The organism is Brucella sp. 22210 (assembly GCF_052045675.1).
GTDB lineage: Bacteria > Pseudomonadota > Alphaproteobacteria > Rhizobiales > Rhizobiaceae > Brucella.
In genome coordinates this window covers 22,218-44,900 of record NZ_JBQEPD010000017.1, presented here as the reverse complement: position 1 = coordinate 44,900, position 22,683 = coordinate 22,218, and the positions used below count along the sequence as shown (strand labels likewise).

Genomic DNA, 22,683 nt, shown 5'->3' with positions numbered 1-22,683 from the left:
GGCATGAACTTTTGCTTTTTTTTGCAGTTGTGCGCAAAACCATGCGGCGCGGCTGAGGCGGTCCGGCTCCTATAATAGCCCGTCTTCTTCGGTTTCAGAACGCGCTCATGGACAATTCAATACGCAATGATTCAGCAAAATCAGACGTTGCAGATATAGCGGCTGTCGAATGGCAAACCGTGATATTGGCTGCAGCTATTTATGGCGGATTTCTTGCCGTGACATGGTTCTGGGCATCGTTACCGGTCGTTGTTGTGATCGCCGCGGGCGGGTGGATCATTGCCTGGCATTCCTCGCTTCAACATGAAGTCATTCACGGCCACCCAACCCGCAATCGTCTGATCAATGACGCAATAGGCTGGCCGCCGCTGTCTCTGTGGCTGCCTTATCCGATATATCGTGAGGGGCATCTGACACATCATCGTGATGAACATCTGACGGACCCCATCGAAGATCCCGAATCCTTTTATCTCACGCGGGCAGCGTGGGAACGTATGGGGCGTTTCGGCAAGGCTTTGTCGGGCTGGAACATGACTCTGCTTGGGCGCCTGACAATTGGTCCCCTCGTGATGATCCTGAGTTTTATGGCGCAAGAGTTCGAACAGATCCGGCATGGTGATCGCACCCGGGCGAAACTCTGGATCGGCCATTTCGGTGCGGTTGCAATCGTCCTGCTATGGGTCGTGTGGATATGCAAAATGCCGCTCTGGTTATATATGCTCGGTTTTGTTTATGTCGGTGCAACTCTCAGTCGACTCCGTTCCTATGCGGAGCATCGCTTTGCCGAGCATCATGAGGAGCGCACCGCAATTGTAGAGAATACACCTGTCTTCGGGTTACTCTTTCTCCATAACAATCTGCATGTCCTGCACCACCAAAGACCAGCCATACCCTGGTACAAGATTCCCACGATCTATCACCGCGACCGTCAGCTTTTAATCGAACGGAACGGTGGGCTCGTTTATAACGGTTATCTGGACATCGCCAGACGTTTCCTCTTCAAGGCCCATGACGATCCGCGTCATCCATTGCATTAATGGGCTAGCTGAGATCACGGACTTCATATCACTATTAGGGACATGAACGATAATACAAACAATGGGCTAAAAATTTCGATGCTAATTGATAAAGAAAGACGACGGCTGAGCGTTGTTAGAGCATCAGGGGAAATTTATTTGGATGTTACTACATTAAAGTGAGATTGAAGGAGCAGGACCGACTCTCCCTTGTTACTGAACGTAGCGCCAATTCCAGATTGCCAGTCAGGAACGATGCGGCAAGAACTGAGCCTTCTATCAGTCCAGCGTTTAACGTTTATACCAATTAGTGGCCGGCTCCTTCGAGGCTCACAGTCTCGCTCAATCAAGTTTAGTTTGTGCAGTTAGGATCGCCAACTCGCTTGATGTAAGGATGACGGTATATCGATACTGGGATGAACCACGCTCTCGACCATGAATGGCGCATGCTACGAAAGTGATCTGCAGCCCTCCATCAGACGTAGCTTCTGTATGAGATTCTTTGAGTGCTTCGTTATAAATCGTAGCCGTATCTGCCCATTCGCGCCTTGCGGCTCCAACGTTTACAATCATTACATTCCCTGTCTTATCGTTTGCCGGAGCAATTGATGGTGAGCTGAAGTGCTCCCGGGCGTTTCTATGAGGCTGTCAGGTTTAATAGAAGAACCATAAACGACGGTGTTCTCATCCTGTTTGAGGATGGCAGATAAAAAAGGAGCCGCTTGGTTCGATTGGCAGTCGGCACACGTTTTTTATTCGAATAATGGCCACCAACCAACACTCCGCATTTTTGGGTTGGCAATATGCTCAGTTCGACGAAACTGGGCTCTGCGCTCTTGGAGTGGAGCCTTTAATTGACTATCCGTTTATGTCGCCGAATAGCCCGGTTCAAGCGTCGTGTGCGGAGCGCGATAATGCTTCCAGCAGTGATTGAAAGGCGATAGTAGTTGCCTTCGCATTTTTCTTAAATTCCAATGAGCCAACGAGGATTATCTTGTTGCCTTGTATTCCTGCATTTTCTCAATTTCACGAATGAATTGCTCTGCATATTGAGCTGTGTCAAAATAGTCCTGCTCATTTACTCCAAGATTATGATGACGGGTAAACACTGCCTTCAATCGATCCAGAAACTTGGGCTCAGTCTCAGCCAGATGGCCGATAAGGACCTGAAGTATCTGTTCGTGAGCCAGAACCTTCCGTTCGAGCGCGGTTGTATCATTTCTCATCGGGTTTACCACCTCTCGGTCCATGACGTCCCGTGCGCGAGCGGGAAAATCCACCGCACGCACGTCGCAAGATGTTTGCAAGCCTGGTCCAATCCCGAGAGGGTTCACTCATCTGCCGATGAGCATTTCTAAGGTCGCCTTTACTGGCAGCCTGATCCTCTTCATGGCGCGGACGTACAGGTTGATTGTGTTCAGACGATGTGGATGAACGCTCCTTTTTCATTTCAGCCTCCTGTTAATGCACGCTTGCATTCGCGCTAAAGCGCTTTAGCAAGCGCATTGCTACATGCTGTGGCGAGCGCAGCATTCGGTTGTTCCGCTCCCAACGGCGTGGCCCAGCCGGATTTTTCGATAAGCGTGCGGCGCGAATAGGCCGGTGCGGCTTTGTATTCGGCCATCACCTTTACGGCCTCGGGATCATTCTTCGATTTTTCCAGGCAGTATGGTGTAAGCGCGAGTGCCACACCGTCAGACATATTGGACGCGATTAGATGTTCTGACGTCCCTCCAGTGACCCAGCCGCCGAAGGTAAAGCCAACAGCCATTGTTGCAATCGCACCAACTATCGCTCCGCCAAAAGCGGAATTTATCCATTGGGCATTTTCATGGTGAAATCCGATCTTCAACGATCGAACGCGCCTTATTGCGCGTTGAAATGCATTATACCACTCTTATCTGAATAGCTTGCACGAATTCTACCTGCGTGGAAACCGCCGCTTCCGCATGTTCGTTCAGCGACGCTCCGAAGCAATTGCGCTCAGTTCAGGAGGTGCGATCCTCGCTCGACCAGAAGGGTAGAGGTTCTGTTACAAAAATGTCCTGCAACGGAACGCTGATTGTCAGTCAGAAACACACCCATCGCTGGAAAGTAGATCGTTCTCTTTGAAGAGACAGAACCTATGGTTCTCTGGCAGTCTCTCGCTTCCACTTATGAAACTGCTTAATTATCAGGAAGCCCCACTGCGCTGCGAAAAAAATTATTTTCTTTTCAATGCTCTGACAGGGTGTCTTGCCAATTCTGACCGCCATAATAGAAGCCCAACACGATCACTTGGCTCTCAGTAACATTGAAAGCAATCGTAACTCGACGTTCGAACCCGACCGTTCGTAGCCCCTCACGAATATCGTTCCGTAATGTTCCCCGCTCAGAAGCGCATTCAAAGCCACGCACGTATTTGGTCAATCTTTCAATATAGCCAAGCGCGGTATCCGGAGAAGCATTTTCCGCGATCCAGTCATAAAGGGCCAAAAGGTCCATCTCCGCTTCGGGTGATAGAACTACTGTCCTACTTATCACTTGAGATCTTTCTTACGCTTGGCATGCCGTTGACGAATTGAGTCCAGAGCGGAATCAACTGATACTGCCCGAGATGGGTCGGACGTCATTGCATCATAAGAAGCTGCTACATCGTTTTTCAGCCAGCGTTCGATGGCCGCGTCCCGTTCACGCAGGGCCCGGATACCCGCACGGACAACCTCGCTGACCGAAGCGTAGTCACCCGTCTTGATCTTTGAGTCGATAAATGCTGCCTGTTCACTAGGCAGACTAATCGTACGTTTTTCGATGTTAGCCATTTCGCACCTATTTTACCCGATCCATTTAGGTATGAATAAATCATACCTCAATCCCCGTTGAGTACAAAGCTTTGTTTTCTATTGCCTAGAAGGAGATAATTTCCGGGCGGTTGCCGATCAGAGAGTGCGGGAGTCTAACCTCCCGAATGGAGCCGCTAGCAGACCATCTTGCTTTTGCGAGACATTAAAAAATCATTGAGCGTCAAAACTCTTGTTCATGCTGAATAGTTTTGACGACCTAAGCTATCCGTGGGAAAAATAGCGGCTTAATTCTTCGGAACGATAATACACCAGTGAGATTATTCATGACCAATGGATGGCTGTCGTGGATCGGGAAATAGTCTGGACGTTGTTATTATTGATAATCCTGATTGCCAGCGCGGCAGCAGGTGCGTTTTTACGGGTCCGACTTCCCGCTCCACACCGTAGCAATGAATCCTTAGACTTTCTACGAATTGTGACCGCACTTCTGGTAACCTTCGTTGCACTGGTCCTGAGCCTGCTACTCGCTTCTGAACTGGCTTCCTATAACACAGCCTCTCATGACCGTAATCATTATGCCGCAAACCTCACGCAACTGGATGGCTGCATGAGAGATTTCGGCCCTGAACTGGTGGAACAGCGGCAGCAATTGCATGGTTACACAGCCGCAGTCATCGCCAGCACCTGGCCTGATGAACCTCACCCAGCAGGAGTGAAATATCCGGACACATCCCAGTTTCCGCTCGTTGGAGAAGCCCCTGTGCTCACTGGCGTAATGAACGATATCGGCATTGCATTGGCGGCTTTGCAACCGCGGGATCCGCTGCATCAGGCACTGGCGACGCGGTGCAAGGACATTTTCGCCGTTGTCTCTGCGGCCCGCTGGACCGTTATTGAAGATACCCAAGGCTCGCTCTCAGAACCATTTTTTGGGGTATTGGTGTTCTGGCTAATGTTGATGTTCCTGAGTTTTGGCCTTCAGGCGCCTCGAAACTCCCTATCCTTCTGCATCGTCGCAATCGCCATAGTTTCGGTTATAAGCGTAGTGTTCGTTATTCTGGACCTTGACCGGCCCTATGGTGGAATTTTTGAAATCTCGAGCCACTCGATGCGCCTCGCACTTGCCGATATGTTGCGTTGAATTTCACGGCAGCAGACACATCGAGAGTTTCTCGCCCAAATCGTCGTTTGGACTGTTTCCCATTGTCAGAACCGGCTCTGGTTCCAACCTGCTGAAAAAAATGAGCCGGTGACCGATCCTTTCGCTATTTGAATAAATCAATCCAACAAACTGATTGCCAGTCAAAGAAGCTCTCTGTACCGAAAGTATTCGTTGCCTAACCTGTACAGCACATCTGACCTGTTTTGCTGATATTGCAAATAGCTGTTACAAACCCAGACCGATTGGGAAGCGATGCTGGGGGCTTGTCCGCTTAGGTCGGACATAAATTGTGCGATTTTACCACTTCACGCGGAACCCGACAGTCCCCTTATAGGCATAGCTGTCGCCAAAATTGGCGAGACTGGTGTTGATCGTACCTTCGCCAAAGAGCGAATATTTGTCGCCATTCCAATTGTAGCTGCCGCCAAGCCCAATGCCGCCCCAGAACCGGTCGTTACGGCTGGTAAAGCCGGTGCCGGAAACGTCCACCCTGGTTCCATCCAGAAACTCGTAATAGAGATTGGCAATGCCGTAGAGATAGGTTCGGTCAATCAGGCCATTATCGTTGTACCAGGAATTCTGCCGATCAATGCTCAAGCCAAGGCGACCTTGCAGACTATCACCTCGGTCAAGACTCACCTGCGCGCCAAAGACATCATTGAAACTGTCGAAATCGACATTCGAATAAACGAGCTGTGCTTGCGGCGTGACGGACCATTGCTCGTTCAGCATTACACGCTGGCCGCTTTCCAGCGAGAGCGCATAGCCGAACCCGTTATTGCCGTCCGTCAGCCCCACCCCGGCAAGCGTGGAATCCAGATTGCTGTCATACCAGGTCGCCTGCGCCTGACCATCGATATAGAAACCACCTTCTCCATACCATGTCAGCGTGCCGCCAAAACCGTAGCCGTCCGTCGAGATTTCGCCGTCGCCATAAATGGAGCGCGTCTTGGCCTTGCCGTGCACGTAATGCACGGTCAAGCCACCGATCAGCTTACCGCTTTCGTTCTCGACGAAAAGACCGTCGAGCCCGGCTTGAAGGCGGAACGTGTTGAAGTCGTAATCAGTGCCCGATGTCAAGGAACGTGGCGACATGTTTGTGTGCACGCCTTCGACGCGGCCCCATACGCCATTATTTTCGATCAGAACGCCCGTTTCCTGCGGCGGCGCGTAAGGCGAACCGATTGGGTCCGCGCCTTCCGACAGCATGACATTGCCTGCGTGGCTCCAATAGCGATTACCAACGCGCTGTTGGAGCGTCGGGAGACCGTTCAGGCCCAAAAGCAGCTGCGGGTAGGCTTCGTAAACGGGGACACCTGGCTGATAGAGCGGCAATTCCTCGCCAGGCTCTTCTGGTTCCGGTTCAGGGTTGCCCGGTTCTGGCTCCGGCTCGGGTTCCACCGGGCTCATTGTCGAGCGGAGATACCAATCGCCGTCATTTGGCGTCGACACGCCACCCTTATAGAGCCTGTAGGCATAAGCACCGGCAACAACAGCTGGATCGCCATTGAATTCATAATCACCGAGAAGCGTGAATGAACCATCGGATGCGCCGCCAACGCTGATGATCCGAATGCCTTCCGTGGTGACTGCGCCTGTGCCGTTCACGTTGATGACGTCCACCAGCGTACTGCCAGCAGTATTGCCTGTGACGACGAGCATATCGGTTGCGGAACTGTCATTGCCCAATGTCGTATTGAGCCGCAAGTCGCCGTCCGATCCAGTATAATCGCCGTTGATGGTAAGGCGATCACCCACCGAGCTGCCACCGGCCGCCAGATCGATCAGACCAGCATTTTCGACCTCGACAGCAGAACCTGCCACACTCGGCGAGATGGCGTAGCTTCCACCGCTCGCGATGACCGAGCTGGTGCTATCGATGGTCAGTGTGCCCGTCCCTGTTTCGGCATCACCGAGTGTCAGGTCGCCGCCCATGGTCAGTTGCGAACCGGATAAAAGGCTGATGCTTTCCCAGTTGATGAAACGCTCAGGCTGCGATGTCTGCACATTGGTCAGCGTAATTGTATCCGTGCCCAGACCACCATCAATCACTGTGGTCGGCCGGACTGTGGCTTCGGTCAGGTTCTCCAGATTTGCTATATCGTCGCCACCATTCAGGTGGATTTCTCCGGCAATCGTGCCCGCACCGGTCCAGTTCAGCGTATCAACACCGGCACCGGTGAGCACGTCGCCTGTGATAGCGCCACCCGTCACGTTGATGGTATTGACACCACCTGCAAGACTAATCGCCGTGCCATTACCACCCGTAATGATACCGGCATTGCTCACCGTATAACGGCTGCCAGCACCGAGAACACCGGTAGCCAGTGTGCTGGTGATCACGCCCGTTTCGGTATTCGTCAGGACTGTACCGCCCAGCATATAAACACCGTTGCCGCCATCCCCGGAAGCAGTGATCGTGCCGGAATTGACGACGGTTTCGTTTACGCCCGCCAGAACACCATAGGCATTCAAACCGCTTACATTAACTGTTCCGGTGTTGGTCAAGAAGCCGAAACCTCCCAGCGAGCGCATGCCATGCGCTGTCTGGCCGGTTGTGGTGATCGTGCCGTTATTGGTGAGCGTTCCCTGATATTGCTTCGACATCCCAAAGCCATTCAGCGACGTTGTCGTGATCGTGCCGTTGTTTACGGCATTGGCATAATCGTCGAGCAGAACGCCGGAACCCGGCGGATTGAGGATCGCGCCAGCACCAATCGTTACAGTGATATTGTCCTGACCCGTCGTTGCGATCACCCCGTATGTGAAGGGATTGGGCGCATTCGCATCGCAGGTAACGGTCTCGCCTTCGTCGGGCTGCCCTTCCGCAGTCGTGGAGCCTGTAATGGCTATGTTCCGCGTAACATTGAAACACGCTGCTTCGGCAATCGTGGGAAAAACCGCTCCAGCAAGTGTCGCCAATCCCGCAACCGCCAGGGTTGGAACAGCGCGGCGACCGAGCGCAGCTTGTATCGTAACGATCGTCGTAGAGCTGGCGAGGATGCGATCATATGTCCGGCTGACCATTCTGGAACCCCAATGAAGACAAGCTACCACTAACTTACAGCAATAATCTCATCAATCAATGCAACAACGAGAGGCAGTGAATCGATACTGAAACCCGTATTAATGAGGCACCGCGAGAAGAGTGCGGGAAGGACTGGAAGCCCCTCCCGCGCCGAAATACCTTTAACCGCGACCGGACGAGCCGGTGCGCCCCATGAGCAGACCGATCAGGAGGACGACGATGCCGACAGCGGCAGAAGCCGTTGTCGTTGCACCCGAATTGTCACGTGCTGCCTGCAAGACACGTTCACCGTGGTGACGTGCACTCGATACTACGTCCTCAACTACCGAGCTTGCTGTATTCAGCGCGTCGTCAGTTTTGTCGGTCGCAGAACCCAGGCGATCGGCCAACTGCGCGGAAAATCCGCTTAACTGACTGCGTAATTCACTGATCTGGTCCGTAATGGTGTCTTCGGGCTCTTTTGCCATCTAAGTAATTACTTTTGCCAATTCTTGTCTGATATACTTGGACGGCAGATAGATCGGCCCCAAATGAATGAACTTACTGCCTTCGGATGCGCCAGTCTTGCGTCGGCACATATCTTCGACAGCGCGTCGTTGGCTAAAGCAATATCTGTCGATCATTTCTGGCCGACCGAAATCGCGCGTTACGAATTGCGGGCGAAACATAAAGACGCCGTGGCTCGTTCCCGAGCCTGGCGCTAGATGGTCGTTTTCGATGGAAGGGTGATTTTGATTAAACACCTCCCGGTTCAGCCTGATTGCCAGTCAATAACAATTCCAGCGACGTCGAGGAACGCGCTCACTGCCACTGTCTCGTTAACACTGACAAGTAAGAAATTACATACTCGCTATGGGATTGTCTGGCTTGCAATGACAGCCGCAGCCGCGTTCGGCGCAAGCCAAATCAATTTTCATCAAAATGCTATTGAATAGACAGTCGTTAATGCTTGCTGGCGACGCGCGCCCTTGAAACCATCGGCGCGTGAATAGGAAACATTCAAGTAGGATGACTTACCAAAGCGACGCCCAAATCCAATTTTCGTAGTGAGATAGCTATTTTCGTCGGCATAATGACCATAGGTGTTTTCAACCTCATGCTCAACGCCAACCTCAAATTGCGGAGACCACGCACCGGGACGAAATACCGGCTTCTCTATACGAACTGATGCACCTATCATCGTATAATTGATCACATCCGCTTCAACAGGTGCACCGAGATTATCGATTGTGCCCCGTCGCTCGGTTCGATGAATTGCCGTCGTCAGTGACGGGCGTACGAGCCATCTCTCGTTAATAAAACTAAAGTCCTCATGGCTCAGTGTGCCAACCAAATCAGTCTGCCAGTACAGGCGGGTATAATCTTGCTCACTCTTCCAGTCAGTAAAGCCGATCGGCACCATAGTCTTTGTTCGTCCCCACATCGCGGCGAAGCGACTTGAAACAGCCAGATGATCATTCATCTTGTACAGAACATCAGTGCGCACTCCACCATTACTGCTATTCACCGTACCGTCGCTGACATTAAGATCGGTGTTCTGCGCATCGAAAGTCGCCCCAATGCCCCAGGCAAAATTGTCTGTCGGCATGTTCATATACTCGATGGAAATAGCGCCCAGCGAGAAATCGCCGTAAGTCAAACTCTCCCGTTCAAACGAGTGTGTAGAGCTGGCATTGAATGCGATAAATGACCGGCCACCAGGCAAATTGACCAGAGCTGAGACCGGAGTGACAAATACACTCGCGCTATCTGTGTAACCGCTCGTGATACCAGTCGCATCTGCGTTCGCCTTGTGGGCCATTTCTTGATTGATACGCGCCTGAATGGTGCCGTAGGTCTCGTTACTGCTCCACTTGGTGAGCACTCCGGCACGACCGAATACCGTTTGAAACAGCACCGTTCCACCGGGCGTTACTTGGTTATTCTGATCTTCAGCATAGGACTTACAGATACAAAGAGTTTCAAATACCAGCACTGCGATGAATATATTTTTTATCTTCATTAATTTTATCTCCCATACCGCGATATCATTGGCCAGTATTGCTGGGCTTTCGCTATTTTTGCAGTGATTGTTCCCTTCATTATCGTTATAAAATATCTCTTGCGAGATAAATAGCAATAGTAAAATGTTACTGATGTGGAAACATTGCGTTTTCCATCAAGAGCAGATTGATGCAAGCGAGGACGGATACATGAAGCATCTATTCACGACCATCACTGTGGCAGCCACACTGATGAGCATAGCCACAGTGAATCAGGCATCGGCGCAGAGTGAGCCACGTGACATAAACCTTGAAGAGACCAACCGAAAACTCGTGATTGAATTCTACGATCGCGTCTTCAACCAGCATGAAGTGGAGAGCGGCGCAGCCGTTATCGCGGACGACTACAAACAGCACAATCCTTATGTGCCCGACGGCAAGAAGCCGTTTGTCGCATTCTTCACACAGCACTTCAAAGAGTACCCCCAGGCCAAAGCTCGGATCGTGCGTAGCGCAGCCGATAAGGATTTGGTTTGGCTCCATACACATTCGACGAGAACACCAGACGAGCGCGGCAACGCAATCGTCGATATTTTCCGCGTCAGGGATGGGAAAATCATCGAGCATTGGGATGTTATTCAGTCCGTCCCTGAAAAGGCGGCCAATTCAAATACAATGTTCTGAACACGGAAAGCTGAGAACCAACTGCAAAGAGCGGCTTTTTCAGTCGACTGACATTTTGACGAGAATTGAAAATAGACCCTGTTATTCCCTCCCCGTGGCCTTCACGTGGCCCGGGGAGGGAAACCCTTTTTCCCAATGTCAGCAATCAACAACGTCCGGCCACCCTTAAGGTGGCCAGAATGTCTCTCATGATCGGGAATAATTAGAACGAGCGCTGAAAGCGAATTGTTCCACCTACTCCATCTGCGTCTACGAGACCTGCTTGGCGCAATGGATGATCGCTATCCCATTTTGTATATGTAATTTCCGGAGTAACCGAGAAGCCCGGGACCAATGTGTAGGAAACATTGGCAGCCAGCGCGGTTTTACCCCAATCCTCGCGGGCGGCCTGAATGTTGATGACTGCCTGTGGTGTGGCTTTAAACTTCGCACCACCCCACACAGCCCAGTTGCCACCCCACTGCCCATAGTTCTGATAAGGTGTTTCTGCAGAGGAGTAGGCTCCCTGCAGCCAAACCGAAAAGCGATCGTTAATCGTGGCATCACCGCGAACCTTGCCAGACCATTCCTCAATAACAGAGTCATATGTGGCAGTAGCGGCAATACGGCCCCAACCCGCCGTATACTTCAAGCCGCCGAGAACATGCGGCATATAACCGTCGATGCCATACAGATCAGCGCCCTGTTCGAGCGCGACAACCGCAGAAATGCCGCTCTCGGTCTTTAAAGTGTATGAAATTTTACCCGTACGCCAGGAACTGGCATACACGACGTCATCGTTGATGATATCGCCAAGATAGCCGGTGAATGTATGAAATTCACTGTCCTCGATGCCAATCTTGAACCCACCAAGTTGAATAATAGCTGTGCGGAACTCCACTCGGCTGGTCGCAGTGCCATATTCACCATCCTCACGCGAGTTGTTTGACAGGTTTACAAAACGAGTTTGCGTGAATGTCCTCAAAGTACCAAGATCGGTCTCGGAAGCAGTGGACGTTTGAAATACAAAACGGGCGTCTTTATCCCACCCCTTTCGATCAAATCCGGTATAGGCATCGCTACCACCCTTAATGTCATAGCGCAGATATCCGTAGACGCGGAGACAGGTCTCCGTACCCGGAATGTAAAAATAACCAGCGCCATAAGCATCGCAAACGCGAACATATTGTGCCGCCTCAGGTTCCGGCGCCACGATCACATCGGCGGCCTGAGAGCCGGAGGCGAAGACGAAACTTGCAGCGGAAGCTGCCAGTAATGTTTGGATTCGCATTGTTTCCCTCATATTTATGATTTTTTTGCCATGTGATGATATCACTTAAATATCATCTGACTCTTATAACATGTTATAAAAAATTCATACAATCAATGGACAGACTGAAACTTTTTCATGCCAGGAGGTTCAAAAGCGAATTTCTGCAAGCTGCACGGCCAATGGCAACCGAAATTAAAGCAGCAGTTAAACTGTAGTTTTACAAGAACAGAACGATGCACCTGCGGGAACACTTATTCCGCTTTTCAAGAGCACTGCCAGTCGAATAAACAAAAAATACCATAGCCATTGGGTTATGATCGAAGGCATGGCTACAAATACTTATCATCTAATGGGACGAGACAACGCAGGACGGAAATCGCATTCATAGCCCGCACTGCATTCATCTGTGACAGAATTATGCGTCTGCGTAGATCTGAGAACCCGCGAAACCTTCTGCCCGCAAGATTCGGTCTATGATGATTGATCGCATGCGCTGAATGTTGATCCGTGATGCGGCTTCCGCATCGTCGGGGCGATTGCGATATAGCGCCTCAATCAACGGATGAAAGTCGCGACGAAAATCTATCGGCGACGGCGAATATCTGCGGCGTGCTGCCACCACTCTGTCCAGCCGTTCAGAAACCTGCTGTGTCAGTGAAATCGCGTAAGAGTTATTGGACGCCAGACGAATAGCGCTGACTATATCGCCGGTGGCAAGAAGAACACGATGTTCTTGCTCTTCTGTTTGGGCAGCTTCAACGCCATAAGCCACATCTGCCAGCGAAACCAGATCTTTATAGGAATCGTTAATGCGCCCACAGCTCATCCGAGTCAGTTGCGGCGAAATTGTCTCCGAGAGGTCGAATAACTCAATGACGTCTTTTAACGTTATTCCGTCGATCCGATAACCTTTATTCGGCGCTGACGTGACCCAACGAAGCGCCACAAGCCGTTCCATAGCTGCGCGAACAGCGGATAACCCCATTCCAGTATGGACCATTAGCTCTTGTGTCGAGAGCAAATCACCCGGCGAAAGGATGCAGTCAATAATATCCGCTTTGATCAGAAAAAAAGCTTTGTCCGAGAATGTTTTTGCCGCTTCAGCCTGTGAACGGGCACGGAGAGCAGTGGGAACGCTATAGGCTTGTCGCTTATTCATATGAAGCAAATTTCTCCAACATTGTCGCGCTCTGATTAACAGAATTAACAGCCCGCCGGAAGCAAGAAGCCACTCCATCAATCATTTTTGCATCTATAACATTTTACTGTTGATCAAAAAGGCGATAGTGATATTCTTCACGCTCATCAAAAATGGAAGGAATGTGCAGTGTCCGATTTTTGCACAAGTGAGACAGCCAATGAGCAAGAGCGTCGATATCGTTGGAACCAAGCCCGCCAGTTCATGGAACAGCATGGCCTCGACGCGCTTTTGATATTCGGATCGGATCGCAGTGATCGCTATGATGCTGGCCAATATCTCACCTATGATCGCCGATATCAGCATTTGGTTTTCCCGCGCGACGGCGAACCGGTCATGATTGCATTTGCTGCACAGGTGGCAGCGCAAAGCATGGTTGCACATGAAAGAGGCCATGGCGGCTGGGTCCACGATATTCGTACAGGTGCAGTCACCCAACTCGGACCTGAAATACTTCGTGAGAAAGGTCTCGACAAAGGAAAGATTGGTGTCATTGGCGCGGGATGGGGTGGACCTTTCTTCCGCTACGGATGGGTACCCAAAGATGCATGGCTGGCTGTGGAAGCAGGCCTGCCGAATGCAACCATCCTTCCGGTCACTCAGGAATTCGGGCTCGTCATGGCTCAAAAAAGCAAGGCGGATCTGGCGCATTTGCGTCGGGCTGCAATTGCTGGTGATAAAGCCATCGAGGCAATGATAAAAGTCGCCAAGCCCGGGGTTTCCGAAATGGAGATTTATACCGCAGGCTTCACGGCTCAGCTCGAACTGGGAATGCGTGTCACATGGATGATGTTGCAGACCGGTTTTGAGAACCCGTCATGGGGTGAGCCAACATGGCTTGTTCGCGGACATCAGCCACGCGTGCTGGAAGATAACGATATCGTAGGCGCAGAGATTTTTCCGAATTTTGCGGAGCTCAACACGCATGTCAATATGAGCTTCACCATTGGAAAAGTGCCTGAGCAGACAGAACTCTGTCGTGCTGCGGCGAAAGAAAGTTTTCAGATCGGCATGAAAATGTTGCGTCCTGGCGCCAGCTTTCGCGAAGTGTTCGAAGCCATGGAGGCTCCGACTGACCGCAACGGCGGCTGGCATCTCACTCCGCAAATTGCAGCTCTCAATCCATTGCTGGGCGGCGGTCCGTCAGCGCATGGAATCCGTACTCATGTACCTGAACTGGCCACGCGGTATCCAGATGTTGATGGCGGTGAGAAAATGCCGTTTGATTATGAGATCAAGCCGGGAATGTCTTTCTCGCTGCAACCGGATTGTCGGCTTGGGCGTTACTGGTCGCTCGTCGGCGGCGTAGTCGCAATCACCGAGACCGGCGCAGAGTGTTACAATACCGTCTCCACTGAGATGAATCATATCGACTAGCGACCAGATATCGATTTAGCGCAAGCAGTGAAGAGGCAAACATCAAACGCCGGTAAACCGGCCGTAACTACCAGAATTTTAAAGAAGCCAAAGCGCCTTAGAAGCGCAGAACATATAGGGGAGCATGGTAATGAAGTCTTCAAGCTTCAGACACTTTGCCGTTATGGCTGGTATAATTGGACTGGTCGCATTAAAGGGAACTTCCGCTTCGGCGGAAGTTCCCCTCTCCCAGAAGGTGCAATCGCTAAGGGACGCTGCCAAAGAGGAAGCATCTGTTTCAATATTCGTGAGCACAGATCCGCGTACACGCAGTGATGAAGAGAAGCTCGAAAAGCAGATAGAAGCTGATCTTGGAGTAAAAATCCGCGTTTCACTCGTCAGTGGCGCCCCGGATCCAGTTTATATTCAGCAGCTAATCCAACAGCACAATGCGGGTGTGCAATCACCTGTCGATATCGTTGTCACTGTACCTCCCTTGCTCAATGTCATGAAAGGCGGCGGGGTAATCGCACCCACGGACTGGGCCAGTCTCGATGCCAACCCCGAGGACACAAATACCGACATACATGGTTTGTTCGTTGCAGAGTTTTCCCGCCCGGTCATTTACAACACGAACCTGCTAAAGCCGGATGAAATACCAAAGAACCTCGATGAGCTTTTATCATCAAAATGGAAAGGCCGTATTGTAACCGCGGCATTACCTGACATCTTTTTACCCTGGGCAACCGGGCTTGGCCGGGATGCTACATTAAACATGGTCAAGACGATGTTCAATGATCTCAAAGTCGGTGTCGCGCCTGCACCAACGGCAATTCGGACACTGGTAGAAAGCGGGGAATACCCAATCGGCTTTGGTATTCGTATCTCTACAAGCCAGATCACCAATGGTTCGCCGGTCGCCTACGCCCCAATAAAATCTCCTTTGGTTCCGCGTTTTGCGGTCGTTACCGAAAGCTCTTCACATAAGAATAGCGCGATGCTGGTAGCATGGTGGCTATCCCAGACCGAAAACGGACAAAAGCTGTCTGCGGAGGTCCTCGATTGGCCACGCCATACTACCCCCGGTACGGACCTCTTTCAAATGGCGAAAATGACGGATGGGTTCTATTCCGCTCCAGCCAGCTGGTGGACGAGCGAAGGCGTCGAGATTGGCAAAGCCGTCGCGCAACTCCTGCGCACCTTCTGATCGCATCCAAAGGAATAGCTGATGGCCATGTCCAGTTCATTGAGTTCAATGTCAGCAATCAAACGGCGGCGTCAAGATCCGCTAGGGACTATCGTTACTATACTGGCATTTGTTGCCATGGGCCTCGTGCTGTTGCCCATCATCGGATTGGTTGCGAGCAGCCTCAATTCCGATCAAACCGCCACGTGGGGGCTGGATTATTATCAATCGGTATTAGGAGCGCCCAAATTTGGAGCCGTCATTCTCAATACTGCAATCGTTGCTATTGGTAGTCTTGTAGTGATGTTCGTGATCACCATACCATTAGCCTGGCTTTACGCGAGAACCGATTTCTATTGGCGTCGGGCACTTCTCGTTGCCGCTACAAGTCAGATTGCCATTCCGGGCTTTCTCGTTGCGCTAGGTTATATCTTCCTTCTCAGTCCAACAAACGGCATTGTCAACCTTTGGTGGCGGGAGATCGGTGGGCAGCATGCGATTGTGAATGTCTACTCCATGCTTTGGATCATTCTCCTTCAGGGCATAACAATGGTCGGGCCAGCCTTCTATTTCCTCGCCCCCGCATTTTCGAGTATCGACGGCGCAATTGAAGAAGCCGCGAGTGTCCATGGTGTTGGCAAGTTAACCATTGTGTTCCGCATTCTGCTTCCCATGACCATGCCGGCCCTGATAAGTACGGCGCTTTTCTTCCTCGTGATTTCTGTAGAGACCTTTGATTATGTCGGCATGCTGGGTATGCCCGTGCGCATCGATGTGGTCGCGACATGGGTCTACCAGTTCACGCAGTCCGCAATGTCTCTTCCGCAATATGGTCATGCATCCGCGATCGGCACCTTGACCGCTCTTGTACTAGTCGCGCTGATCGCGGTCCAGTTTCTGGTCTTCAAACGAAGCGCCAATGTTGGTACGATTGGCGGGCGCGCTCGCGCGGCATCGGTCCGATTGAGCCGTAAGGCTCAGTGGACGGGGCTGATCGGCTTTTCGATTTACGCTTTCATGGGGATTGGCTTGCCGCTTTTGATGCTCATCTGGACCGCGCTACTACCAACGCCCGCGGCTCCAAGCATTGATGCTCTTTCGCGCATATCGCTTTCGGGCTTTGGGAGCGATTTCTGGACAGAATTGGTTAATGTTGGCGGGACGACGTTATTCATCACGCTGCTGGTAGCGTTCAGTGTTCTGCTTTTCACCATCTCCATGTCCTGGATAGCACACCGCGCACCAGCCATTGGAAAAGCGGTCAATCTCGTGACTGTTATCAGTCTGGCCGTCCCATCTATAGTGATCGCGGTTGTGTTCAACACGGGTGGACTGGCTGCTTATCGCTATGTGCCCATTTTCGGTACGGTCTGGCTGCTGGCAATGGCTATCGGCTCGCGCTATCTGGCGACAGCTCATCGCATCACGGAAAACGCTTTCCGGCAGCTTAACCCTGAAATGGTGGAATATGCCCGAACGGCTGGCGTCAAGCCCAGCCAGTCTCTTCTGAGAATAGCAATTCCGGCAGCCCGCACTGGTTTGCTCTTTGCATGGTTTTGGGTGGCCCTGCTAACATTGAAGGAATTGCCGATTACACTCGTATTGAGCAACAGCGATGTACAGACTCTGGCTTCGCGCATCTTCCTTTACAATAGCGCCGGTCAAACCCAACAGGCAGCGTCATTGTCTCTCGCCTTGTTTTCCATTGTTGCCGTGTTCCTCGCAGGCTTTCTTATTCTCCTTCGGCGCCCGGGCGCCCGTTCATGAACGGTCTTCATCCCATGACATCAATTGCATTGAAGCAGATCGACAAGCAGTTTGGCGGAAAGCGTGGCAACCACATTCTCAAGAACCTTGATCTTTCGATCAATGAAGGAGAATCCTATGTTCTCCTCGGACAGTCAGGCTGCGGCAAGACGACAACCCTGCGCATGATCGCTGGTCTCGAAGAACCAACAAGCGGTGATATTTCGATCAGCGGCGACCCGGTATATTCGGAAAGTCAGGGCATCTGGATCCCCCCGGAACAACGACCTATCGGCATGGTGTTCCAGTCCTACGCGTTGTGGCCCACTATGACGGTCATGGAAAATGTTCGTTTCACACTTCAACGAGGCCGAACACGCCTTTCCTCTAAAGACGCCCAGGCGCGCGCTGTTGAAGTGCTAGACATGATGCAGATCAGCCATCTGGCGGATCGAAACATCACACTTCTTTCAGGCGGACAGCAGCAGCGGGTTGCATTGGCGAGAGCCATTGCCCAGCGTCCAAGCATCTTGCTCATGGATGAACCCTTATCGAATCTCGACCCTCTGCTCCGCGCGGACGTTCGCGGCGAAATTCGCAGACTGTGCAAACAATTAGGGACAACTGCTCTCATCGTCACGCATGACCGCGATGATGCGCTCGGCCTGGCCGACAGGGTCGGCGTGATGGAGAAAGGCAATATACTACAGGAAGCAGCGCCCGCGAGGATCATGAATGCGCCCTGCTCACTGTTTATCGCGCGTCTATTCGGTGAGGTGAATGAATTTGAAGGACGCATTGATGCGTTTGATGCAGATCGTGCGCGTATAAAGGTCGGTCCTCTTTTCGTTTCGGTCGAAAGAAGGGACTGGATGAAGAACCAGCAAAGTGTCGTATTGGGTGTGCGTCCGTCCGAACAATCCTTCTCGGATGATGGACTGAATGGTACGGTCGTTGAAAGTCATCTCGAAGGCCAGATGTACCGCAATAAGATCGACGTCGAAACATCGGTCATTACAGTTTACAACGCAGGGAATGCTCTCACCATCGGAGAGACAGTTCACATATCAACCAAGCCCGACAGCTGGATGGCGTTTCCAAAGCAACAATAGCTCTGCGGGCCTCTGGTTATAAGGTTGTGAATGCACTTTAATCGGCCCCCCCGACGATTTTCTTCGTCGGGGGGTATTCTATCCTTGCCAGCCCAACAGCGTCGATATGCGCTTTGCAGTCTCTTGCAACTCGCCAATAATAGCGTCTCTCATTTTATCAGTGACGTCGCCGTCCACCTGTCTACTCAGATTGATCGCTGCAGCCACCCCGCCCGTCATGTCGCGAACCGGAGCGGCAACGCTGACTATGCCCATTTGAAAATCGCCCAAATGCACAATGGTCGGAGAATCGACATCGCGCTTCCATTGCGCGAGGATGGTATCGAAGCGATGTTGGATACCTGTCGCTTCGTTGTCGCTGCGATAAAGCTGGATGAGTTCCGCTTCTGATAGTCCAGCGAGGAGAACACGCCCCATTGTTGTGCTGCGGGCCGGTAACCGGCTTCCAACATGCACGATGCTGGCATTCCCCTGTAATGATGGTAACCGCAATACGTAGAGCACACTTGTTCCATCCAGAACACCCATATGGGCCGCCCATCCAGTCCTATCACGAAGCCTCTCCATGACAGGCGTGGCCACCTCGACCAGCTCACGCGTTGCAAGATAACCGTAGCTGAGCCGCAATACGGCTGGACCCAAAGAGTAAGTGTGGTTACGCTCATCCAGCAGAAGACATCCATCATTCGCCAGCGTGTAAACGGTTCGGAATATAGCTGATCGCGTTGTCTCTAAAGCCTCGGCAAGCTGGCTCAAAGTCCAGCGGGGACGCTCAGGCGTAAAGGCCCGCAGAACTTGCAGACCTCGTACGAGGCCCGGAACGATATAGCGGTCTTCTCTCTGCTCAACTGACACACGCTCTGCCTTTATGTTTTGCCTGTAAAACGCTATCTTACTATCAAAACGATGCTGCCATAACTTTTCCCTATCCGCAATCATCCGAAGCACAAACCAGGGAAAAGATCATGGACATTCAAAATTCACCTACTCTTGAAGAACGCCTTACTGCGAGTATTGGCCGTTTCACCGATAAGGCGTTTGATTGGAATGCCTTTCCGAGCAACGCTGGCTTCCCCGAATTGTCCCGCGCCCAGATGCGCTATATCGGATCGGGTGGATCGCCGAAGGCCGGTGACACGAGCACCCTGAAGCCGGATAATTTTACTGTTAGCCTCATTTACAAAGAGCCGGGCAAATACGCTGCCTGTCACTCGCATGAGATTGAGGAAAGCTTCCTCATCATCGATGGCACGTTGATCGTTGGCTGGGAACGCGACGGTGAAGTCGTGGAGGTTAATCTCGGCCCTAAGGATATGATCCTGAACGCCCGTGAAATCGGTCACGGCTTCCGTGTAGACGGCGTTGAGCCCGTACTCATGTCCATTTCTGTGGATGTGGGCAAGCCACTGCCACCCGTCTATCACTACCATCCAAAAGACCATGCGCCAGAACTAGCCCGCAGCTTCGGTGCCGAACCCGGCAAGACGCTGCGTTTTGATCGCAAGGGCGATCACCCGCTTCAGAAGCTGATGTCGGAATATGTCGTCCGCAACACCGAACTTCCGACAATCTGGGAAGATGCCGGTTTCACCCGTAAGGTCTATGTGGGATCGAGCGGCATCACTCACGACACCTGCCGCAAGGAAATGCTCGGCATTCCTTCCAAGGTCGGAGTTAAGCCCTTCACGCGCAATGTCGAAGACGCCTATCTTGTTCTCGAAGGTTCGCTGACGGTCGGTTGGGAAGAGAATGGCGAGACAGTCGAGGTAGAACTCGGTGCCCGCGATCTCCTGAAGACGCCAGCCAGACAGGCACACTGGTTCTATAACAATTCCGTGACACCTGCGACTGTTTGGCATGTCATCGGAGAATCCGGTCCAGAAACTGTTCGCTTCGAAAAGCGTTGATTTTACTGCCGTTTATCTCGCTCCGCGCACCCGTGCGCGGAGCAACTATTTAGCTCCTACGATGATGGCCTGACGTTCAAACCAGTTTTAAAACGAGAAAGTTTCCAAAGGCAGATTGACTTCGGTATCGTTTTGTAAAAAGATCAAATATGAATTAAGTGTTCAATATAGAACACACAAGCAAAGAGGAGAACGCTATTGGACATGTTCAACGACATGCTTTCCCGACATGCGGAAGCTACGGGCAGCGCTTCTTTGGCGCACCAATGCCGTGGCAGAGCGATGACGCCTGACGAACAGGCGCTTGCCGACGTGATTAGTGCTTTCTACGCCGAGATGGGTCACGACTTTCAGGCTTTGGCTGGCGAGTTGAACCGTCTGGAAATCGCCAAGCCGCACAGCGGTGGTTCGCAATGGACCCTCGAAGAACTTGAGAACGAACTGAAGTTGATCAACGCCGAGCTCGATGCCGCCTATAAGGAAAACGGTTATGGCGCTTGAGTTTCGGAACGTCACGAAGAAATTCCAAACCAATAGCGGCACCTCTCTCGCTGCCGTCAGCAATGTTTCTTTCAGTGTACAGGAAGGCGAGTTCGTTTCTGTCGTCGGTCCATCCGGCTGTGGCAAGAGCACAATTCTCAGCATGACCGCAGGTCTCTATCAGCCGACCGCAGGCGAAGTTATCCTGAATGGAAACCTGGTCACTGCACCCAACCCAAGAGTCGGGTTTATGTTGCAGAAGGACCTGTTGCTGCCATGGCGAAACATCATCAGCAATATTGAATTCGGCCTGGAAGCCAGGCGTGTGCCAAAGGCGGACCGCCTCAAGCGTGCAATGAGCGAACTCGAGCATTGCCAGCTTGCTGGCTTTGAATCCCATTACCCCCACCAGCTTTCGGGCGGTATGCGCCAACGCGCTGCCCTTGCCCGCACTCTCGCGATTGATCCGGACATCGTGCTGCTTGATGAGCCGTTCTCTGCACTTGATGCGCAGACGAAGCTGGTTCTGCAGAACAGCTTTGCGAAGACCATCAAAGAATCTGGCCGAACGACGCTTCTCATCACGCATGACCTTGCGGAAGCCGTCCTCATGTCAGATCGAATTCTGGTGTTGAGCGAAAGACCCGCATCAGTCGTTACCGAAATCACGATTGATCTCCCACATCGCGATCGCCCGCTTGAACGCCGGAAATTGCGACAGGTCAACGACTTTGCGGCCGAGCTTTTCGCCCTCTTGCGGCTGGAAGAAAAAGCAGCCTGATTCAACAAAAAATATGGGAACTGGAATGAGAAAGCGCCTGAAAACACTCGCGTTGGCAGCCGTGCTATTTGCTACGGCCAGCTCATCGTTCGCCGCCGAAAAAGTCACCTATCTGTTTCCAGCGCCTGACTTTCTTCCGGCATTCGCACCATTCCAACTGGCCAAGTCCAAGGGGTATTTCACCGAAGCCGGCCTCGATGTCGATTTCCAAATGGGCAAAGGCGGCGCGGACGTCGCACGTCAGGTCGCGGTCGGGAATGCGGATATGGGCGGCGGCATCGGCGATACCCCGATTATCGTTCGAGCCAATGGCTTGCCTGTTCGCGGAGTTGCGTTGCTCGGCGGACGCGGATTGACACAGATCGCCTGGCGCAGCGATGCCAATATTAAGGGCCTTTCCGATCTCAAGGGCAAGAAGATCGGGGTGCTCGATTTTCAGGATACAACTTACTACAATGTTCTTGGTGTACTGGCGAGCGAAGGTCTCTCGCGCAACGATGCCAGCATTCAGGCGGTAGGTGCGGGCGGCATCGTTCAGCTGATGATTTCCGGTGATCTTAATGCCATGTCTGCAGTGCCGGAATGGATTGCATCCGTACGCGATGCAGGTATCGAGGTGCAGTCTGCACCAGTTGACAGTGTTTTTCCGGCCTTGGCACAAGCAATTATCGCTTCCGACAAGACAATTGAAGAACGACCAGCCGTGGTAAAGGGTGTCGTTAGCGCCGTCCTGCGCGCCATTGATGATATCGAGAAAGATCCAGCTCAGGCCGCGAAAGACTATGTCGTCGCCGTCCCTCGCCACAAAGGCGATGAGGCCAAAATCGAAGCGATCATGCGCTCCTATGTCGAGCTTGTTTACCCACCGGCTGGAGATCGTCCAAGGGGGACATTCGATCCGGATCGAATGAAGAAAGTTCAGGATTTTTACGTCCAGAACAAGATTGTTCGTCAGGCTGCTCCGATCGAAGAGACTTTTACTAACGCATTCATCTCTGGGGAGTGAACCA

At 52.0% G+C, this 22,683-nt stretch carries 21 protein-coding genes; 11 read left to right on the top strand and 10 right to left on the bottom strand.

The window, feature by feature from the left end:
- Window positions 1–107: 107 nt before the first annotated feature.
- Complete coding sequence (locus ACTJKP_RS18645; protein WP_440631736.1) at window positions 108–1,037, top strand: fatty acid desaturase; 930 nt, start codon at window positions 108–110, stop codon at window positions 1,035–1,037.
- Window positions 1,038–2,005: 968 nt separating this feature from the next.
- On the opposite strand, the gene ACTJKP_RS18640 is transcribed toward ACTJKP_RS18645, so the two are convergent.
- From ACTJKP_RS18640 to ACTJKP_RS18625, 4 genes are all read right to left on the bottom strand, one after another.
- A complete protein-coding gene (locus ACTJKP_RS18640; RefSeq protein WP_094543862.1) occupies window positions 2,006–2,242 on the bottom strand; it encodes a hypothetical protein in 237 nt (78 codons plus the stop codon).
- 257 nt (window positions 2,243–2,499) lie between these two features.
- Entirely contained in the window at window positions 2,500–2,868 is a 369-nt protein-coding gene (locus tag ACTJKP_RS18635; RefSeq protein WP_440631735.1) for a hypothetical protein, read from the bottom strand.
- 362 nt (window positions 2,869–3,230) lie between these two features.
- Window positions 3,231–3,539 carry a type II toxin-antitoxin system RelE/ParE family toxin gene (locus ACTJKP_RS18630; RefSeq protein ID WP_280992324.1) on the bottom strand — a complete coding sequence of 103 codons (309 nt, stop codon included), beginning with the start codon at window positions 3,537–3,539 and terminating at the stop codon, window positions 3,231–3,233.
- A complete protein-coding gene (locus ACTJKP_RS18625; RefSeq protein ID WP_025091185.1) occupies window positions 3,536–3,817 on the bottom strand; it encodes a type II toxin-antitoxin system ParD family antitoxin in 282 nt (93 codons plus the stop codon). The genes ACTJKP_RS18630 and ACTJKP_RS18625 overlap by 4 nt, the downstream gene beginning before the upstream one ends.
- 316 nt (window positions 3,818–4,133) lie before the next feature.
- Here ACTJKP_RS18625 and ACTJKP_RS18620 point away from each other — a divergent pair, with 316 nt between their 5' ends.
- The gene (locus ACTJKP_RS18620) at window positions 4,134–4,940 is read left to right on the top strand and encodes a hypothetical protein (RefSeq protein ID WP_408914191.1); all 807 of its coding nucleotides are present in this window, start codon (window positions 4,134–4,136) and stop codon (window positions 4,938–4,940) included.
- Window positions 4,941–5,258: 318 nt separating this feature from the next.
- Here ACTJKP_RS18620 and ACTJKP_RS18615 read toward each other — a convergent pair whose 3' ends face one another.
- The 3 genes from ACTJKP_RS18615 to ACTJKP_RS18605 form a co-directional block, all read right to left on the bottom strand.
- Window positions 5,259–7,988, bottom strand: a complete 2,730-nt coding sequence (locus ACTJKP_RS18615; protein ID WP_440631734.1) for an autotransporter family protein — start codon at window positions 7,986–7,988, stop codon at window positions 5,259–5,261.
- Between the two features lie 162 nt (window positions 7,989–8,150).
- Window positions 8,151–8,456 carry a hypothetical protein gene (locus tag ACTJKP_RS18610; RefSeq protein ID WP_440631733.1) on the bottom strand — a complete coding sequence of 102 codons (306 nt, stop codon included), beginning with the start codon at window positions 8,454–8,456 and terminating at the stop codon, window positions 8,151–8,153.
- 449 nt (window positions 8,457–8,905) lie between these two features.
- Complete coding sequence (locus ACTJKP_RS18605) at window positions 8,906–9,991, bottom strand: hypothetical protein (protein ID WP_440631732.1); 1,086 nt, start codon at window positions 9,989–9,991, stop codon at window positions 8,906–8,908.
- A gap of 232 nt (window positions 9,992–10,223) precedes the next feature.
- On the opposite strand from ACTJKP_RS18605, the gene ACTJKP_RS18600 reads away from it, so the two are divergent.
- The gene (locus tag ACTJKP_RS18600; RefSeq protein ID WP_440631765.1) at window positions 10,224–10,655 is read left to right on the top strand and encodes a nuclear transport factor 2 family protein; all 432 of its coding nucleotides are present in this window, start codon (window positions 10,224–10,226) and stop codon (window positions 10,653–10,655) included.
- 202 nt (window positions 10,656–10,857) lie between these two features.
- Here ACTJKP_RS18600 and ACTJKP_RS18595 read toward each other — a convergent pair whose 3' ends face one another.
- Together ACTJKP_RS18595 and ACTJKP_RS18590 are read right to left on the bottom strand one after the other, a co-directional pair.
- Window positions 10,858–11,925, bottom strand: a complete 1,068-nt coding sequence (locus ACTJKP_RS18595; RefSeq protein WP_440631731.1) for a porin — start codon at window positions 11,923–11,925, stop codon at window positions 10,858–10,860.
- Window positions 11,926–12,322: 397 nt separating this feature from the next.
- Window positions 12,323–13,066 carry a GntR family transcriptional regulator gene (locus tag ACTJKP_RS18590; RefSeq protein ID WP_440631730.1) on the bottom strand — a complete coding sequence of 248 codons (744 nt, stop codon included), beginning with the start codon at window positions 13,064–13,066 and terminating at the stop codon, window positions 12,323–12,325.
- A gap of 168 nt (window positions 13,067–13,234) precedes the next feature.
- Between ACTJKP_RS18590 and ACTJKP_RS18585 the strand changes: the two genes are divergently transcribed.
- The 4 genes from ACTJKP_RS18585 to ACTJKP_RS18570 all read left to right on the top strand — a co-directional run bounded on the left by ACTJKP_RS18585 (window position 13,235) and on the right by ACTJKP_RS18570 (window position 18,505).
- A complete protein-coding gene (locus ACTJKP_RS18585; protein WP_440631729.1) occupies window positions 13,235–14,482 on the top strand; it encodes a M24 family metallopeptidase in 1,248 nt (415 codons plus the stop codon).
- A gap of 130 nt (window positions 14,483–14,612) precedes the next feature.
- Window positions 14,613–15,668 carry a hypothetical protein gene (locus ACTJKP_RS18580; protein WP_440631728.1) on the top strand — a complete coding sequence of 352 codons (1,056 nt, stop codon included), beginning with the start codon at window positions 14,613–14,615 and terminating at the stop codon, window positions 15,666–15,668.
- A 21-nt stretch (window positions 15,669–15,689) separates the two neighbouring features.
- The gene (locus ACTJKP_RS18575) at window positions 15,690–17,414 is read left to right on the top strand and encodes an ABC transporter permease (protein WP_440631727.1); all 1,725 of its coding nucleotides are present in this window, start codon (window positions 15,690–15,692) and stop codon (window positions 17,412–17,414) included.
- Entirely contained in the window at window positions 17,411–18,505 is a 1,095-nt protein-coding gene (locus ACTJKP_RS18570; protein WP_440631726.1) for an ABC transporter ATP-binding protein, read from the top strand. Before ACTJKP_RS18575 ends, ACTJKP_RS18570 begins: the two co-directional genes overlap by 4 nt.
- A gap of 78 nt (window positions 18,506–18,583) precedes the next feature.
- Here the strand turns inward: ACTJKP_RS18570 and ACTJKP_RS18565 are convergent, their stop codons facing one another.
- A complete protein-coding gene (locus ACTJKP_RS18565; protein WP_440631725.1) occupies window positions 18,584–19,444 on the bottom strand; it encodes an IclR family transcriptional regulator in 861 nt (286 codons plus the stop codon).
- Window positions 19,445–19,470: 26 nt separating this feature from the next.
- Here ACTJKP_RS18565 and ACTJKP_RS18560 point away from each other — a divergent pair, with 26 nt between their 5' ends.
- The 4 genes from ACTJKP_RS18560 to ACTJKP_RS18545 all read left to right on the top strand — a co-directional run bounded on the left by ACTJKP_RS18560 (window position 19,471) and on the right by ACTJKP_RS18545 (window position 22,679).
- The gene (locus ACTJKP_RS18560) at window positions 19,471–20,412 is read left to right on the top strand and encodes a cupin (RefSeq protein ID WP_440631724.1); all 942 of its coding nucleotides are present in this window, start codon (window positions 19,471–19,473) and stop codon (window positions 20,410–20,412) included.
- A gap of 204 nt (window positions 20,413–20,616) precedes the next feature.
- Window positions 20,617–20,913 carry a recombinase-like helix-turn-helix domain-containing protein gene (locus tag ACTJKP_RS18555; protein ID WP_440631723.1) on the top strand — a complete coding sequence of 99 codons (297 nt, stop codon included), beginning with the start codon at window positions 20,617–20,619 and terminating at the stop codon, window positions 20,911–20,913.
- Entirely contained in the window at window positions 20,903–21,673 is a 771-nt protein-coding gene (locus tag ACTJKP_RS18550; RefSeq protein ID WP_440631722.1) for an ABC transporter ATP-binding protein, read from the top strand. The genes ACTJKP_RS18555 and ACTJKP_RS18550 overlap by 11 nt, the downstream gene beginning before the upstream one ends.
- Before the next feature lie 25 nt (window positions 21,674–21,698).
- A complete protein-coding gene (locus ACTJKP_RS18545; RefSeq protein WP_440631721.1) occupies window positions 21,699–22,679 on the top strand; it encodes an ABC transporter substrate-binding protein in 981 nt (326 codons plus the stop codon).
- Window positions 22,680–22,683: the final 4 nt, after the last annotated feature.

What these genes read in the sequence shown, in the direction of transcription:
- ACTJKP_RS18575 (WP_440631727.1), top strand. Translation starts at nt 15,690, where the DNA reads ATGGCCATGTCCAGTTCATTGAGTTCAATGTCAGCAATCAAACGGCGG.
- ACTJKP_RS18545 (WP_440631721.1), top strand. Translation starts at nt 21,699, where the DNA reads ATGAGAAAGCGCCTGAAAACACTCGCGTTGGCAGCCGTGCTATTTGCT.
- ACTJKP_RS18610 (WP_440631733.1), bottom strand. Translation starts at nt 8,456, where the DNA reads ATGGCAAAAGAGCCCGAAGACACCATTACGGACCAGATCAGTGAATTA.
- ACTJKP_RS18590 (WP_440631730.1), bottom strand. Translation starts at nt 13,066, where the DNA reads ATGAATAAGCGACAAGCCTATAGCGTTCCCACTGCTCTCCGTGCCCGT.
- ACTJKP_RS18570 (WP_440631726.1), top strand. Translation starts at nt 17,411, where the DNA reads ATGAACGGTCTTCATCCCATGACATCAATTGCATTGAAGCAGATCGAC.
- ACTJKP_RS18625 (WP_025091185.1), bottom strand. Translation starts at nt 3,817, where the DNA reads ATGGCTAACATCGAAAAACGTACGATTAGTCTGCCTAGTGAACAGGCA.
- ACTJKP_RS18605 (WP_440631732.1), bottom strand. Translation starts at nt 9,991, where the DNA reads ATGAAGATAAAAAATATATTCATCGCAGTGCTGGTATTTGAAACTCTT.
- ACTJKP_RS18645 (WP_440631736.1), top strand. Translation starts at nt 108, where the DNA reads ATGGACAATTCAATACGCAATGATTCAGCAAAATCAGACGTTGCAGAT.
- ACTJKP_RS18595 (WP_440631731.1), bottom strand. Translation starts at nt 11,925, where the DNA reads ATGCGAATCCAAACATTACTGGCAGCTTCCGCTGCAAGTTTCGTCTTC.
- ACTJKP_RS18555 (WP_440631723.1), top strand. Translation starts at nt 20,617, where the DNA reads ATGTTCAACGACATGCTTTCCCGACATGCGGAAGCTACGGGCAGCGCT.
- ACTJKP_RS18550 (WP_440631722.1), top strand. Translation starts at nt 20,903, where the DNA reads ATGGCGCTTGAGTTTCGGAACGTCACGAAGAAATTCCAAACCAATAGC.
- ACTJKP_RS18600 (WP_440631765.1), top strand. Translation starts at nt 10,224, where the DNA reads ATGAGCATAGCCACAGTGAATCAGGCATCGGCGCAGAGTGAGCCACGT.
- ACTJKP_RS18615 (WP_440631734.1), bottom strand. Translation starts at nt 7,988, where the DNA reads ATGGTCAGCCGGACATATGATCGCATCCTCGCCAGCTCTACGACGATC.
- ACTJKP_RS18565 (WP_440631725.1), bottom strand. Translation starts at nt 19,444, where the DNA reads ATGATTGCGGATAGGGAAAAGTTATGGCAGCATCGTTTTGATAGTAAG.
- ACTJKP_RS18640 (WP_094543862.1), bottom strand. Translation starts at nt 2,242, where the DNA reads ATGAGAAATGATACAACCGCGCTCGAACGGAAGGTTCTGGCTCACGAA.
- ACTJKP_RS18560 (WP_440631724.1), top strand. Translation starts at nt 19,471, where the DNA reads ATGGACATTCAAAATTCACCTACTCTTGAAGAACGCCTTACTGCGAGT.
- ACTJKP_RS18580 (WP_440631728.1), top strand. Translation starts at nt 14,613, where the DNA reads ATGAAGTCTTCAAGCTTCAGACACTTTGCCGTTATGGCTGGTATAATT.
- ACTJKP_RS18620 (WP_408914191.1), top strand. Translation starts at nt 4,134, where the DNA reads ATGGCTGTCGTGGATCGGGAAATAGTCTGGACGTTGTTATTATTGATA.